Origin of the sequence: Metabacillus hrfriensis (genome assembly GCF_030127205.1) — a bacterium.
GTDB classification, from domain to species: domain Bacteria; phylum Bacillota; class Bacilli; order Bacillales; family Bacillaceae; genus Bacillus_P; species Bacillus_P dongyingensis.
Genome location: NZ_CP126116.1, coordinates 1,932,452 through 1,947,063 on the forward strand (window position 1 = coordinate 1,932,452; position 14,612 = coordinate 1,947,063).

The 14,612-nt window shown below is 39.5% G+C and carries 14 protein-coding genes; 10 read left to right on the forward strand and 4 right to left on the reverse strand.

Annotation, left to right across the window (positions count from 1 at the left end; genetic code table 11):
* Positions 1-93: 93 nt before the first annotated feature.
* Positions 94-591 (reverse strand): L,D-transpeptidase family protein, encoded by a 498-nt coding sequence (locus QLQ22_RS09595; protein ID WP_223441710.1) that lies wholly within the window; start codon positions 589-591, stop codon positions 94-96.
* Positions 592-734: 143 nt separating this feature from the next.
* Between QLQ22_RS09595 and ppx the strand changes: the two genes are divergently transcribed.
* From ppx to QLQ22_RS09610, 3 genes are all read left to right on the forward strand, one after another.
* Entirely contained in the window at positions 735-2,267 is a 1,533-nt protein-coding gene (gene ppx / locus QLQ22_RS09600) for an exopolyphosphatase (protein WP_223441715.1), read from the forward strand.
* A gap of 221 nt (positions 2,268-2,488) precedes the next feature.
* Positions 2,489-4,597 carry an RNA degradosome polyphosphate kinase gene (locus tag QLQ22_RS09605; protein WP_284016545.1) on the forward strand — a complete coding sequence of 703 codons (2,109 nt, stop codon included), beginning with the start codon at positions 2,489-2,491 and terminating at the stop codon, positions 4,595-4,597.
* 117 nt (positions 4,598-4,714) lie between these two features.
* Complete coding sequence (locus QLQ22_RS09610; RefSeq protein ID WP_284016546.1) at positions 4,715-6,796, forward strand: bifunctional diguanylate cyclase/phosphodiesterase; 2,082 nt, start codon at positions 4,715-4,717, stop codon at positions 6,794-6,796.
* Positions 6,797-6,825: 29 nt separating this feature from the next.
* On the opposite strand, the gene QLQ22_RS09615 is transcribed toward QLQ22_RS09610, so the two are convergent.
* Positions 6,826-7,686 (reverse strand): metallophosphoesterase, encoded by an 861-nt coding sequence (locus QLQ22_RS09615; protein ID WP_223441724.1) that lies wholly within the window; start codon positions 7,684-7,686, stop codon positions 6,826-6,828.
* 182 nt (positions 7,687-7,868) lie between these two features.
* On the opposite strand from QLQ22_RS09615, the gene fadH reads away from it, so the two are divergent.
* The 5 genes from fadH to QLQ22_RS09640 all read left to right on the forward strand — a co-directional run bounded on the left by fadH (position 7,869) and on the right by QLQ22_RS09640 (position 12,507).
* Positions 7,869-8,633: a 2,4-dienoyl-CoA reductase gene (gene fadH, locus QLQ22_RS09620; RefSeq protein WP_223441726.1), complete on the forward strand. Its 765-nt coding sequence runs from the start codon at positions 7,869-7,871 to the stop codon at positions 8,631-8,633.
* A gap of 120 nt (positions 8,634-8,753) precedes the next feature.
* Positions 8,754-9,971 carry an EAL-associated domain-containing protein gene (locus QLQ22_RS09625; protein ID WP_223441728.1) on the forward strand — a complete coding sequence of 406 codons (1,218 nt, stop codon included), beginning with the start codon at positions 8,754-8,756 and terminating at the stop codon, positions 9,969-9,971.
* A gap of 102 nt (positions 9,972-10,073) precedes the next feature.
* Positions 10,074-10,313, forward strand: a complete 240-nt coding sequence (locus tag QLQ22_RS09630) for a hypothetical protein (RefSeq protein ID WP_223441731.1) — start codon at positions 10,074-10,076, stop codon at positions 10,311-10,313.
* Positions 10,314-10,515: 202 nt separating this feature from the next.
* Entirely contained in the window at positions 10,516-11,199 is a 684-nt protein-coding gene (locus tag QLQ22_RS09635; RefSeq protein WP_223441734.1) for a DUF3993 domain-containing protein, read from the forward strand.
* 303 nt (positions 11,200-11,502) lie between these two features.
* Positions 11,503-12,507 (forward strand): DUF3231 family protein, encoded by a 1,005-nt coding sequence (locus QLQ22_RS09640; protein ID WP_284016547.1) that lies wholly within the window; start codon positions 11,503-11,505, stop codon positions 12,505-12,507.
* Positions 12,508-12,767: 260 nt separating this feature from the next.
* On the opposite strand, the gene QLQ22_RS09645 is transcribed toward QLQ22_RS09640, so the two are convergent.
* Both QLQ22_RS09645 and QLQ22_RS09650 read right to left on the reverse strand, forming a co-directional pair.
* Complete coding sequence (locus QLQ22_RS09645; RefSeq protein WP_223441738.1) at positions 12,768-13,013, reverse strand: glutaredoxin domain-containing protein; 246 nt, start codon at positions 13,011-13,013, stop codon at positions 12,768-12,770.
* A 10-nt stretch (positions 13,014-13,023) separates the two neighbouring features.
* Positions 13,024-13,992: an MBL fold metallo-hydrolase gene (locus QLQ22_RS09650; RefSeq protein ID WP_284016548.1), complete on the reverse strand. Its 969-nt coding sequence runs from the start codon at positions 13,990-13,992 to the stop codon at positions 13,024-13,026.
* Positions 13,993-14,195: 203 nt separating this feature from the next.
* Here QLQ22_RS09650 and QLQ22_RS09655 point away from each other — a divergent pair, with 203 nt between their 5' ends.
* The gene (locus QLQ22_RS09655) at positions 14,196-14,432 is read left to right on the forward strand and encodes a YkuJ family protein (RefSeq protein WP_101564785.1); all 237 of its coding nucleotides are present in this window, start codon (positions 14,196-14,198) and stop codon (positions 14,430-14,432) included.
* A 13-nt stretch (positions 14,433-14,445) separates the two neighbouring features.
* Complete coding sequence (locus QLQ22_RS09660) at positions 14,446-14,595, forward strand: hypothetical protein (RefSeq protein ID WP_223441744.1); 150 nt, start codon at positions 14,446-14,448, stop codon at positions 14,593-14,595.
* Positions 14,596-14,612: the final 17 nt, after the last annotated feature.

Consider the following 14,612-nt stretch of genomic DNA (forward strand, 5'->3'; position numbering starts at 1 on the left):
GCTCCTTATTTTGCAGGATATCGGTCACAGTAGTTATTATAATAGAAAAAAGAATATTTTAATATGAAGTGTTTGTAAAAAAATGACTGGTCCTTAATTGGGACGTATGATAACTCTAGTACCATTAGGAACAATCGAGCCGAGTTCAAGAACATCTCTGTTTTGCATCCGTATGCATCCCCTTGAGACTGCTTTGCCGATGGAGCTTGGATCATTTGTGCCGTGAATCCCGTAATGAATTTTAGACAAACTCATCCAGAGCACGCCGAAGGGGCCGCCTGGGTTCGGTTCGCGGTTTACTATGACAAAATCACCGATGGGTGTGCCGCTCAATATTTTTCCGACAGCAATCGGATAAACTTTCATTACTTGTCCGCTGCGATAAAGAGTCAGCGTCCTCTTTCCAACTGATACTGAAATCGAGTAGGGTATTGAAGCAGGCTCAGGCAGACCCGGGATGATAATAGGCTGGCCGGCAAGCAGTACGTTCTGATCAGAAATCTGGTTCGCCCTTATAAGAACTGCAGGACTGATCCGGTAATTAAGCGCAATTGTGTTAAGTGTTTCACCAGGTTTTACTAGATGGATCATACATAAATCACCGCTTTAACATAATTTTGACTGTCAGTGCTACAGCTTATGACTGGACAGCTGGTTTGTTTCCATGCCGCGATAGATGCGAGATCGAAATGCTGTGGTATAATTTTTTGTATATTCAGAGGAGTTGAACAGATTTGATTAAAGAAAAATATGCCATTATCGATATTGGTTCTAATACAATGAGGCTCGTCATTTATCAGCGCGATAAAAGTCAGCGTTTAAAAGAAGTTGAGAATGTTAAAATTGCGGCACGGCTCCGTAATTATCTAAATGAAGACTCCTTCTTAAAAGACGAAGGGATCAGCGTTTTAGTTTCAGCTCTTCACAGTTTTCAGGAAGTCACTAGGCATCATGATCTTAAAAATGTAAAATGTGTTGCTACTGCGACAATTAGACAATCAGAAAATAAAGAGGCCATTTTGAAGAAGGTTCAAGAAGAAACAGATTTTACAATCCGCATTCTGTCTGAATATGAGGAAGCCTATTACGGGTTTTTGGCTGTTGTCAATTCCACTCAGATTAACAGCGGGATTACGATTGATATCGGCGGGGGAAGTACAGAGATTACATATTTTGAAAATAGAAAACTCATTCAATATCACAGTTTTCCGTTTGGAGCTCTTTCCCTAAAAAAATATTTTGTGAAGCAGGAGATTCCGACTGAAAAGGAATTGGTTGAGTTAAAGCAGTTCCTCGCAAGGGAATTTCATTCGCTGCCATGGCTCGCAAACAAGGAATTGCCGATTATTGCAATCGGCGGAAGTGCCAGAAACATTGTTCAAATACACCAGGCTATGCAGGAATATCCTCTGGCAGGGGTTCACCTTTATGAAATGACTCATAGGAATCTGACAGATGTCCAGAACTTTTTATCTACTTTGTCTCTTCATGAACTTCAAAGTGCAGAGGGTTTATCAAAAGACCGTGCTGACACGATCATTCCTGCTGCTCAAGTCTTTACAGTTTTGTATGAGGTTGTCCGTGCCGACAATTTCATTTTAAGCAGAAAAGGGCTTAGAGACGGTGTTTTTTATGAGGACTTGACTGGAGGGACTGGATCGGCCATTTTTCCTAGTGTCATTGAGGAAAGCTTTCATGAACTGCTCAGTGATTATGATATTGATCTTCACCATGTCCAGTATGTAACCAAAATTGCTCTTAAACTGTATTCAGACCTTGCTGAAACAGGATTGCTCTCGTACTCGGATGACGATATTCTTTTAATCAGAAGAGCATCGTTTGTCTACAATCTCGGCCAATATATTGATTCAGAATCCAGCAGTCAGCATACTTTTTACTTGATTGCCAACCGGACAATAGATGGCCTTCTCCACAAGGAAAGGCTGCAGCTGGCGCTGATTGCTTCTTTTAAAAGCAAGTCAGCATTTAAACAATATGGAGAGCCTTATAAACACTGGTTCTCTAAAGTGGAGCAGCGGAATATGATGCTGCTGGGTGCGATTATCAAGCTTGCCTACAGCTTAAACGCAACGGGAAGAGATATTGTAAAAACGCTGAAACTTGCTGAAGATGATGAGCGTGTAAAATGCAAAGTCATCTGTAAAGGGAATTATAGTCCTGAGGAATATCAGGCCGAAAAGCAAAAGAAGAATTTAGAAAAGATCTTGAAGAAGAACATTGTGTTTCATTTTCAGAAAGAAAGCTGAGATTCTCCTCTCCGTCTGTGATTGGATCCGCCGAAAAGGTCAAATCATGACTTTCATGGCGGATTCTCAAACTCTAATCTATCCTTAATGCCTTCATTTTTCTTGATATATATTTACAAAAACCACATAAAATATTTACAATGAATTTACATCTCCGTCTTTTACAAGTGCTATCATAACAGGTGAAACCAAATGACTAATTTAAAAGGGTGACTTTTCACATGAGCACATTAAACATCGATCAGACATTGCTTGGTAACCCTCTTTATTACAACAACCGCGAATTGAGCTGGCTTGCTTTTAATAAAAGAGTATTAGAAGAGGCCATTGATGAACGAAATCCCCTGCTTGAACGGCTGAAATTTCTTGCGATTTTCAGCTCCAATCTTGACGAGTTTTTCATGGTGCGGGTCGCGGGACTTAAGGACCAGGTGAAAGCAGGCTTCAGCAAACCCGAAAACAAAGCGGGACTCACCCCTAAGCAGCAGCTGACACAAATTGCCGAACAAAATCACTCGCTTGTGAAGCTTCAAACCCGCACATTCAATGAGTTGATCTTGCCTGCTTTAAAAAATGAAGGCATCACTTTTGCAACGGTCAGCAGTTTATCTCCCCAGCAAAAAAAGATCATAGAGAAGTATTTTGACGAACATATCTTCCCTGTTCTTACTCCAATGGCTGTTGACGCATACCGTCCATTTCCTATGCTTCTGAACAAGAGCCTCAATCTTGTCATAAAACTTGAAGATCAAAACGAATCAATTGAATACCGAATGAAAACTGCTATAGTTCAAGTGCCTGCTGTTTTAGAGCGCTTCATTTCGATTTCTCCTGCAGGAGGACATGAGTACGTTCTGCTGGAAGATATTATTGCCCATTATATTTTCAAACTTTTTCACGGATTTGACGTTCTTTCAGTCACCCCTTTCAGAATTACACGCAATGCAGATATGACCATACATGAAGAAGGCGCCAGGGATCTCCTTAAGGAAATCGAAAAGGAACTGAAGAAAAGAAAATGGGGAGCAGCCGTACGACTGGAAGTGAGAAAGGATTTCTATGATTCTCAAATGATGTCATATCTTCTTGAAGAATTAGAGATTCATAAAGGCGATGTTTATGAGATTGACGGGCCGCTTGATTTCACTTTTTTATTTAGTTTTTATAAAGAGCTCAGTTCGGGTTTTGATCATCTTACATACGAAACATTCATACCTCAGCCCCCCAAGGATTTATCCTCAGACAGTGATATCTTTGAAGTTGCAGCGGCACAGGATTTATTTTTGCACCATCCTTATGAATCATTCGAGCCTGTTATTGATTTTGTTCTGGATGCGGCAGATGATCCTGATGTTCTGGCCATCAAACAAACTCTCTATAGAGTAAGCGGCGGTTCGCCAGTTATTGAGGCGCTGAAACGGGCAGCGGAAAAAGGAAAGCAGGTGACCGTGCTCGTTGAACTTAAAGCCCGCTTTGATGAAGAGAACAATGTTCAATGGGCAAAAGAACTTGAAAAAGCTGGCTGCCATGTTATTTACGGGATGACATACTTAAAAACACACAGTAAGATCACACTTGTGGTGAGGCGGAAAAATAACCGCATTGAGAGATTTGTCCATTTAGGAACAGGCAATTACAATGACCAGACTGCAAAAATCTACACGGATATGAGTTTAATCACTTCTAATTATAAATACGGAATTGACGCTACCAACTTCTTTAATTATTTGAGCGGTTATACAGAAAAACCGGAATTTCACCATATTTCAGTTGCTCCTTTTAACATTCGAAGCGACTTTTTAGAGCTTGTCGATCATGAAATCAATTATCATAAGCACCATGGAAATGGAAGAATCATTGCTAAAATGAACTCTCTCACAGACAAAGTGATTATCATGAAGCTGTATGAAGCATCAAATGCAGGTGTCAGCATTGACTTGATTGTAAGAGGCACTTGCTGTTTAAGACCAGGCATTAAAGGTATAAGCGAAAATATTAAGGTGAGGAGTATTGTAGGAAGATTTCTCGAGCACAGCAGAATCTATTATTTTCATCATAATGGTGATGGGAAAATGTACCTCTCCTCGGCAGACATGATGACCAGAAATATGGAAAAACGGGTTGAAATTTTATTTCCTATCTTTGACGGCAGCATTAAATCAAGAATTTCAAACCTCTTATCCATCATGCTGACAGACAATGTAAAGGCGCGGGAACAAGATTCTACAGGGAACTACCATTATGTTTCAAGAATAGCAGATGAACCTGAAATAGACAGCCAGGCAATCCTTGCTCAGCTTTCATACAGGGTATCGGAAGACGAAGAATAATGAAAAAGAGTGCTTACATGGCACTCTTTTTTCGTCTGTAAAAAAGAGTAAGGTTTTAAAGAACTTCGTGTGGTACTATTAGGGAAAATGAGATAAAAGTAGGACAGGACGAAATTTATGGACAAATTAAAAAAAGCGATTATAGAAGACTTTCAATCAGAAAAACATATTGAAAAAATCGAATCCATTATTTTTACGATCATTTTAGAACATATTAAAGATCTTGTTTTTTTAATGAAGGTCGATCAGGATCATGTCCGCTATGTTTTTGTAAATGATGAAGGCGTGAAGCACGCAGGGTTAACAGAAGATTACGCCGGCCTATCCTTGTCAGATGTGATGGATAAAAACGCTGCTGATCACTTGCTTGAAATGTACAGTGTCGTTAGGGAGACAAAGCAGCCATTCTCCTATCAGGATCAAGTAAGGCTCATCGATGGAACGGTCATTTTCGGTGAATCAGTCCTCACTCCGTTTATGAACGACATGGGAGAGGTCATCTACATTATTTCCGTTACACGCGATATTTCTGAACGGGTGTCTGAGAAGCAGAAACTAATTGAAAGTCAGCAGCGATATAAATCATTGTTTGATCACAATATTGACAGCATTTTTTCGCTTGATTTAAATGGTGCGATTGTTTCTGCCAATTCAGCAGCAATCGATCTAATGAAAACGTTCACGATTTCATTAATCGGCAAATCCGTTTTTGACTTGTTTAATCAGGACAGGGAGCGGATTACTTCTATGTTTTCACATGCAGTTAAGGGGAGCGCAATGGAGGATGAATCAAACCTTAAAGTGAAAAATCAGGAATTGCATCTTCATTTAAAAACCATTCCGATTATATTAAACAACAGCATACAGGGCATCTATTTGATAGCCAGGGATATTTCAGATCAAAAGCGTCATCACTCCCTGATCAAGCATATGGCATTTCATGACTCGCTGACAGGTCTTTTAAACCGGACTGCCTTAGAAAAAGATCTGAGCATACTGCTTAAAGACCAGACCACTAAAGGACTTGCCCTAATGTATATTGACCTTGACCGCTTTAAAATGCTGAATGACACGATGGGGCATTCCATTGGTGATCTGCTTCTTAAAGAGGTCAGTTTTCGTCTTCGGTCGCTCGAAATTCCATCATATAAAGTGTACAGACAAGGTGGAGATGAATTTATTCTCCTATTCCAGAACGCGGACAAGCTCTTAGCGGAACAGTATGCACAGCAGATTCTTGACAAATTTGCCGAACCAATACATCTGAATGAGCTTGTTTATTTTATTAGTCCAAGCATCGGAATCAGCCTATATCCTGAAAACGGAATGGAAGAATCCCAGCTGATCACAAATGCAGATATGGCACTTTATGACGTGAAGCAAAGAGGGCGCGGCCGTTTTCAGACTTATCATTCCGGAATGAACAAAAATTCAAGCAGGCTGCTTGCGATTGAAACGGGACTCAGGCAAGCTCTTGAAAACAACGAATTTTCACTATTTTATCAGCCTCAAGTTGATTTGAATACGAATGAGACGAAAAGCTTTGAAGCTTTGCTGAGATGGACGCATGAAGGAATGGGTTCAGTTCCTCCCACTGCTTTTATTTCTGTTGCCGAGGAATCCGGACTGATGATCCCAATTGGCGAATGGATCATAGAAGAGGTGTGCAAACAGCTGGCAGAATGGAGCTTGAATGGCAACAGTCGAGTAAAAGTCGCCATTAACCTTTCTTCTAAGCAATTTCAGCAATACTACCTTGCAGACATGATTCGATCTCTCTTTCAGACTTATCAAATTCAGCCACATCAAATAGAATTTGAGATAACAGAGGGTGCCCTGCAAAATCCGCATGAAGCAATGGAAACCATTCGGAGATTAAAAAGTCTTGGAGTCTCCATTTCTATTGATGACTTTGGAAAGGGATTCTCATCCCTGCGCTATCTTAAAACGTTTCCGATTGATACGTTGAAAATCGACCAATCGTTTATAAAAAATGTTATAACGGATGAAAAGGATGCAGCTATTATCACATCTATTGTTCATCTTGCAGAAAGCCTATCACTTGAAGTAGTTGCCGAAGGAATTGAAACACAAGAGCAATACGCTTATTTAAAAGCATTAAATTGTCAAAAAGGCCAGGGATATTTCTTTTCCAAACCATTGCCTCCTGATGAAATTGAACAAAGATATCTTAAATAAAAAAGGCGCTGGTTTAAAACCATGCGCCTTTAGATTTTTATTAACGTAAAAACAGTAATTTCCGGCACTGAAAAAAAGCGGTATGGAAGTCTGGTGGTACCAAGTCCGCGATTCACATAAAGCTTCATTGAGTCCACCTCATACAGTCCTTCGGTATATACGGATGCGTAGGGAGGCGTGATCAAGGGGCCATAGAACGGCAGCTGTACTTGGCCTCCGTGACTATGTCCTGATAACTGCAGATCAACAGAAAACTGTTTTGCTTCCAGCGCAGCATCAGGCTCATGTGCCAGAAGAATTGTAAAGAGCCTGCTGCCTGCATCTGCAAACGTTTGATCAAAGTCAGGTCTGCCAAGCATCATATCATCAATTCCCGCAACAAAAACGGAAGATCCATCAAGCAATGAGATCCGTTCCCCTCTATTTTTCAGCAGGTTAAAATTTGAATCTTTCATGATGGTTTCATAGACAGATGTCCCATATCCGCCATGATCATGGTTCCCATAAATGGCATACTTCCCTAGAGGCGCTTTCAATCTCCCCAGAACAGGCGAAATTTGATGCAAATATGCGTACTGATTAGGTTTATCTATAAGATCACCTGTGAAAAAAATGACATCTGGAGACAGCAGATTTATTTTGTTCACAATTTTTTCGAGCTGATTGATTGAATAATCTTCACTGAGATGGGTGTCGCTGAATTGGACGATTTTCACCCCGGAAAAAGAGGATGGCAGCTTTGTGCTGCTAATTTCTATTTCAGTTGTATGGATAAGTCTGGGTTCAATGTATCTGGCGTAGCCATATCCTCCAAATGCTGCAAGCAAAGCGCCGGCTAATGATGCAAACAATCCTTTCAGGAAGGCTCTTCTTGTAATATCTTTTGTCATAGCGGCTCCTCCTCCGTGATTTTTTATTAAACCATTATAAAAATACTGATGAATGTACAGCATTTATTAATCGGAATTTAGCGTACTCTTGTACTATTACTAAATAATAGTTGAAATAGTTAGAAAATAGAAGGATTATATGATAAAATATGAATGGTCATTCATTTTTGGGGGTGTAGTTGATGAAGGATAAAGTAATTATTGTAACCGGCGGATCAAGCGGGATGGGGAAAGCGATGGCAGAAAGTTTTGCCAGACAGGGTGCAAACGTTGTGATTACCGGCAGAACGATTGAAAAATTAGAGGCTGCCAAAGAAGAGATGATAGGTTTGGAAGGAAAGATTATTCCGTTTCAAATGGACGTTCGTGTACCAGAAATGTCAGAGGAATTGATCCGGAAAACAGACGAAGCATTTGGACATATTGATGGTCTAGTCAATAACGCAGCAGGCAATTTTATATGCCCGGCAGAACAGCTTTCCGTTAATGGATGGAACTCAGTTATCAACATCGTGCTGAATGGAACGTTCTACTGCAGCAGTGCAGCGGGCAAGTATTGGATTGAGAAACAGCAAAAGGGAGCCATTCTTAACATGGTTGCTACATATGCATGGGGAGCAGGCGCGGGAGTCATCCATTCTGCTGCTGCAAAGGCAGGAGTGCTTTCTATGACAAGAACGCTTGCTGTAGAATGGGGAAAAAAATATGGAATCCGTGTAAACGCGATAGCTCCAGGGCCTATTGAAAGAACAGGCGGAGCAGATAAGCTCTGGCAGTCTGAAGAAGCTGCAAAGAGAACGCTTCAAAGTGTGCCGCTCGGCCGCTTAGGCACGCCTGAGGAAATCGCATCTCTCGCATCATTCCTCTTATCAGATGCTGCCGGGTATATCAATGGAGAGTGCATTACAATGGATGGAGGCCAATGGCTGAATCAGCATCCTTTTTAATATCTTAAAGAAAATGGATTCTCCTTTTCAGCAGGAGAATCCATTTTTACTTTACCGTTCGAACTCATGCAAATGTGGTATAATCATACAAAAACAGAGAGAGAAAGTGGGGAATGGCATATGGATCCTTTAGATATTATGACAAACTTAGAGCACGTAAAACCGTTCTATCAAGCCATTTTCAGCGCAGACGAACAAAAGGTGATCGGGTATGAAGTACTTGGGAGAATCCAAATGGAAAAGGAAACGAAAAGTCTCGGGCCTTTTTTTAAGGATGAAACGATTCCAGATGAATACCGATTAGAAGCAGATAACTACATTTTACATATGGCCCTTGATGCTTTTCTTTTAACTAATGATGACACGCTTATTTTTATTAACCGTGATGCAAATCTATTAATGCTTGATCACGGAGAAAGCCTGCTGAATCAATTATTTGAATGGAAAGAAAAAGGCGGAAACCTTGAGAGGATTGTCATTGAAATAACTGAGCACACGTTTACAGGCGACATTCGGCAGCTGACACATGTATTCACTTATTACCGTACATACGGCATTAAAATAGCTGTGGACAACGTTGGAAAAGCAAGCAGCAACCTTGACAGGATCGGCATACTGATGCCTAATATCCTGAAAATTGATCTTCAGCCCCTCAGATTAACTTCACCCCTGCAGACGTATCAAGACGTTTTATACTCCATTTCTCTTTTGGCGAGGAAAATAGGGGCTACCATCCTGTATGAAGAAATTGAGGTCAATTTTCAATTTCAATATGCCTGGAAGAATGGAGGCCGTTACTTTCAAGGAGATTACCTTCAGACTCCTAAAGAAGAATTAATTGAACCATATATGATAAAAGAAAAAATGACCCGGGAATTTCACGGTTTTATCCAATATGAAAAAAAGAAGCTTCAGCAATTTTATGAAATCTCAGAAGCGTTTCATCAAAAAGTGCACCTGTTAATTTCAAAAGAGAATAAGCCGGGCATTCAGTTTGATGAGCTGATCACGAAGCTTTCAAATGAACTGTCAGATTGCTGCTTCCGGATCTACATTTGTGACGGGGACGGATTTCAGCAATCAGGAAATATTCTGAAGCTTGACGGAGCATGGCAATTTCAGCCTCACTATTACATGAAAAACTGGAGCTGGAGACCTTATTTTCTTGAAAATATCATGAAAATGCTAATCAGAAAAAAAGGTTTTTTCAGCGATTTATACAGCGACATCGAAACAGGCGAAACCATTCGGACATTCTCCTATCCAATTGATCAGAAGCACTATCTATTCTTGGATTTGCCATACTCTTATCTCTACGAAAATGAAGCTCTTTTGTAATAATTTTTATGCGTTGTGTCATTCTAATAAGAAAAGCGGAATAACCACTAGTGTATCGGAAAGACCGCTTCGGATAAGTTCTTATAAAGAAGGAGTGACACAATGGATAAATTCACGATGGCCCTCGCTATTCTCGCATTTATGATTGTCGCGGGAGGACTTCTCTATACGTTGAGCGTGGGAAGACTGGTAGGTGCAAGGAAAAGTGAAATAGATACTCCAATAAATGAAAAGATTCAAAAGCATCCGTATCTTCGAAATCCAGTTTTTCTGACTTGGATCTTTTTTTTAGGGTTTTTATTACTTTTTATTTTTTATCTGGCTTTTACAAGATCCTGGTAAAACAGCGGCATTTGCTGCTGTTTTTTTTACTGATTTGAAATTTCAGGATTATCCTTTTTTTATAAGGGTAATGAATAATATAAGAGAAAATGTCAGAATATGATGGTATTTTGTGGATGAAAGTTGAGTTGAAACGACAATTAGTCTGATAAAATTTAGAGACTAAGACATACGAAGCTAAAAAAAGGTGGGAGGATAAAAAATGAAATTCATTTCAAGCACATTCGCCGCACTTATTCTGTTTTTTGGTTTTGGACATGCAGGCTTTGCACAGTCATCGTTTGATCAAGAAGAGGCAGCTGACCTGACAAAAGAGGCTGCGCAGACCCAGCTCACTCTCACGGAAAATGAGCGCTCCCTTGAAGAAATTGAAAAAGCATTAGAGCCATACTTTACGGATGAATTTATTGATGGCTATATGAAAGAAAATGTTCACAAAGGTGAAAAAAAATATATCGTGTACGGCAGTGATTTCACACCATACGGCATTCCATTTTTTAATTACGATGATAACATGCAGTTTGGAAGGGAAAACAAGAAGATAAAGCTTTATCAATTTTTCCCGGCTGAAGAAGAAGGACCTGTCAGCTATGATGACCATTTTGAAACAGTTGAATTTATTGAGGAAGATGGTTCGTATAAAATTTCCTCCATTCAATTCTCTGAAGAAGAGCCGAAAGCTGAAGCAATTGAAGAAAAAAAGGAAGATGATTCAGCGATTAACGTAAGCATGCTTTTCTCGAACACGCTTACAGACTTAAAAGAAGCTGAACCTTTTCAAGATAATCAGGGACTTTCCTTTTTGCGGACTTCCTATTTTGAAGCCAAAACCTTTTTAACCGATTATTACCAGCCGCAAACTGATTTTGCCTATTACGGTGAGTAAAGCACAGGGACATCTGTTTCTGTGTTTTTTTGATGTTTAAAATTGATAAGCCTTTATAATGAACAGCCGGCTCCGCTATTCTATTAGTAATAAGACAAATCACACGCCCTGCATACAGGGTTTTTGAACCTATTTAATGGGTTTTGACTTTTTTATAATGGACATCAAGTAGAGTACACATAAGGGAAAATGCCAAATTCACAGCCAATTAAGAAGGTTATCGCTCCAACCTTTTTCTGCTCTCAGAATTAATAATACAAATCTTTATTGCACATATTAAGAAAAAAATCAAGGAGTCTAAAAATGGAACATAGCCCTAAACTTGTTTCTTCAGAAGTTGCAGCTTTGTGGAGTGCCTATATGCAGAATTCAATGTCTTATTGTATAGTTCAGCACTTTGCCAATGTAAATGAAGATCATGACAGTACAGATATTATTCAAACCGCTCTAACAAATTGTTCATATGTTGTAAATGAAGTCAAACTAATCTTTGAAAATGAAAATCACGCCATACCCATTGGATTCACACAAGAAGATGTAAATTTAAAAGCTGGTCGATTATATTCAGACTTATTTGCCTTGAGATACATAAAACATATGGCTGCTGCTGGAACAGCTGCCGCAGCAGCTTTACTCGAAGTATTGGCGCGAAACGATGCAAGAGATTTTTTTTCGAAAACATCCCAAATGTTTATGAAACTTTACAATGATGCTTGTGATTTACTTCTTAAGAAGGGAGCTTTTGTCCGTTCTCCTACTATAGCTCCAATGGAAAAGGCTGAATACCTTCAAAGTGAAACATTTTTATCAGGATTAATCGGAAAGCATCGTCCGTTAACAGCCATTGAACTAGCCCATATTTCGAAAAATACGGAAACAAACTCCATTGGCAGAACATTTGTCTCTGGCTTTTCCCAAGCTGCTAAATCACCTGAAGTTAGAAAATATATGGAGAGAGGCACGGAGATAGCAGCAAAGCACGAAACCGTTTTTAGGCAGGTTTTAATAGAAGATGGTGTGCCGATGCCAAGTACGTGGGATTCAACCATTTCTCAATCCATTGATGCACCTTTTTCGGATAAGTTGATGATGTTTCAAACCAATAGTCTGACTGCAATTAGCATCGCTGGGTATGGTGCCGCCATTGGAGCAACTCTTAGAAAGGATTTAGACGGCCATTACACAAGACTAGTGGCTGAAATAATGCAATATGCAAATGATGGGATAAAATTGATGATTGAAAACCAATGGATGGAACAGCCACCGCAAAATATAGACAGGGAAGCTTTGAGAAACAGAAGGGTTTAATTGAAGTAATAACAATGAAAACAGCGATTTAGTATTGCAGATCGCTGTTAATTTTATTATAGAACTTACAGGTTCACAATTCCTAATTGAGAACCAGCAGCCTGAACACCATAAAAAAAGCAAACTCGCCGATACCGCGGCGAGTTTTGCTTTTTTATATACCAATAGCTATGTCAAAATGACTGTCATTTCGTCTTATAATTTAAGAAAAGCACCTCAAAACGGAAACCTTTACATTTCGGTGGCGGCTTTATAACGTTTTATGAAAGACCAAGCAATTTATCAAGCTTCTGCAGGTCAAAACCTGCTACAATTTCCCCATCAACTGTAACAGTTGGGGTTGAATATGACTTAAACTCGTTAACCATTTTGTTTCTGGCATTGGCATCTTCCGAAACGTCAAATACCAAATAGTCAATCTTATGATGATCTAAATATTGCTTCACAATCTGACAAGGCGGACAGTCAGGCTGTGTATAAACTTCAACACGTTTACTCTGTGACATAGAGACTCCTTTATGTACCTGATTTCATTTTTATATAACATGCATCAACAAGACCCATGGCACAGACCGATAAATCTAATGCTAATATATTATACACGCGGTGAGACCTGGAAATTCCCTGTTGATCCAGGAAAGAAAACACTTGATTTTGAAGCTCTATTTTAACATGCTCTGCTGCATTTTCTAAAGAAAAAGGTTTGGAGAGTTCCATTCCTTTTTGTGCACATTCGAGGAAAATAGGAAGCCATTTTCTCATCGCGTTTATGGCGTGATTGGGATTTGTACTGACGCCGTAGTGACTGAAATTAAGGGCATTTAGTTTCATTCTTTCATAAAATGCAGCTGATTTTTCCATAGCTTCCGGATCGAACTGGTTCGGTGAGGTAGAAGGCAAATAAAATTCAAGACCATCTGGCAGCAGCTCCTGGTAAAATATTCCGATTGTATCGCCTGTGAACATGCTGTTGCTTTTATGGTCAAGAATACTGAAGTGATGATTGGCGTGTCCCGGTGTATCATAAAATGTAAGGACTGAATCGCGGCCAATCCGGAGTGATTCTCCGTCCTCTTTTATTACGATGCGATCTTCTGGAATCGGTACAATCGGTGAAAATAATTCTTCAAATTTATCTCCGTACACCGCTTTTGCCCCAGCAATTAAACGCGAGGGATTAATTAAATGTTTTGCGCCTTTCGGATGCACAATCACTTTTGCTTTTGGACAGCTTTCAAGCAGCAAACCCGCGCCCCCAGCGTGATCTAGGTGAATGTGTGTAACAATGATATTGGATATATCTTCAAGATTTATACGGAGTTCCTTTAACCCATTTTTAATATGTGGGACAGAAGGACTTGATGAAGGCTCAAAGAGTGTGATATCCTCTTCAAGTAATACATAGGAACTTGTCCGACCCGTCATCCCTAAATCATGACTATCAATGATTGCTAAACGTTCATCAATTTTGGTTACAAGCGACATTTATCTTAAACCCCCTTGTGATCGATAAAAAATTTGTTTCTCCCATCACTACCATTTTAAATTTGCAGACTCTTAATGTAAAGAACGATGCGAATATTCTGATTTATTTTCAAATTAAAATGGATGGATAGAATAAAGAAGGACGCACAAACTAGAGGCGAAGGCGGACCTCAAGTTGACTCACTCTGTTGGAGGTGATACTAATGTCACAGCTTTTAGGTATCATTACTAGACTTCAAAGTCTGCAAGAAAACGCGACTTCAAATGAACCCAACCAGCGCTTCTTTGAAGTAGAGGGTGAAAAACGTTGCAGTGTTAAATACTTTGATAAAACCGATACGTTCGAATTAGAAGTATTTCAAAAAGATGAAAAGCCTCAATCTTATCAATTTGACAATATCGATATGATCGCAATTGAAATTTTTGATTTGCTCCAATAATAGGAGGGAACTGATGAATACGAAACCAAGCGTCATTTGTCCAAATTGTCATGAGCAGCAGCCTCTTGATGAAGTGCTGACTGCCCAGTCCAATCAAAATGTCATTTATTCGTGTTCCAACTGCAATTATCATATGCGTAATATTCAAACGAAAAAAGGTTAAGCAGCCAAATTTATTGG

Excerpts from the sequence above, each read along its gene's own strand:
- QLQ22_RS09595 (WP_223441710.1), bottom strand. The coding sequence starts at position 591 with ATGATCCATCTAGTAAAACCTGGTGAAACACTTAACACAATTGCGCTT.
- QLQ22_RS09605 (WP_284016545.1), top strand. The coding sequence starts at position 2,489 with ATGAGCACATTAAACATCGATCAGACATTGCTTGGTAACCCTCTTTAT.
- QLQ22_RS09610 (WP_284016546.1), top strand. The coding sequence starts at position 4,715 with ATGGACAAATTAAAAAAAGCGATTATAGAAGACTTTCAATCAGAAAAA.
- QLQ22_RS09615 (WP_223441724.1), bottom strand. The coding sequence starts at position 7,686 with ATGACAAAAGATATTACAAGAAGAGCCTTCCTGAAAGGATTGTTTGCA.
- fadH (WP_223441726.1), top strand. The coding sequence starts at position 7,869 with ATGAAGGATAAAGTAATTATTGTAACCGGCGGATCAAGCGGGATGGGG.
- QLQ22_RS09625 (WP_223441728.1), top strand. The coding sequence starts at position 8,754 with ATGGATCCTTTAGATATTATGACAAACTTAGAGCACGTAAAACCGTTC.
- QLQ22_RS09630 (WP_223441731.1), top strand. The coding sequence starts at position 10,074 with ATGGATAAATTCACGATGGCCCTCGCTATTCTCGCATTTATGATTGTC.
- QLQ22_RS09635 (WP_223441734.1), top strand. The coding sequence starts at position 10,516 with ATGAAATTCATTTCAAGCACATTCGCCGCACTTATTCTGTTTTTTGGT.
- QLQ22_RS09640 (WP_284016547.1), top strand. The coding sequence starts at position 11,503 with ATGGAACATAGCCCTAAACTTGTTTCTTCAGAAGTTGCAGCTTTGTGG.
- QLQ22_RS09645 (WP_223441738.1), bottom strand. The coding sequence starts at position 13,013 with ATGTCACAGAGTAAACGTGTTGAAGTTTATACACAGCCTGACTGTCCG.
- QLQ22_RS09650 (WP_284016548.1), bottom strand. The coding sequence starts at position 13,992 with ATGTCGCTTGTAACCAAAATTGATGAACGTTTAGCAATCATTGATAGT.
- QLQ22_RS09655 (WP_101564785.1), top strand. The coding sequence starts at position 14,196 with ATGTCACAGCTTTTAGGTATCATTACTAGACTTCAAAGTCTGCAAGAA.
- QLQ22_RS09660 (WP_223441744.1), top strand. The coding sequence starts at position 14,446 with ATGAATACGAAACCAAGCGTCATTTGTCCAAATTGTCATGAGCAGCAG.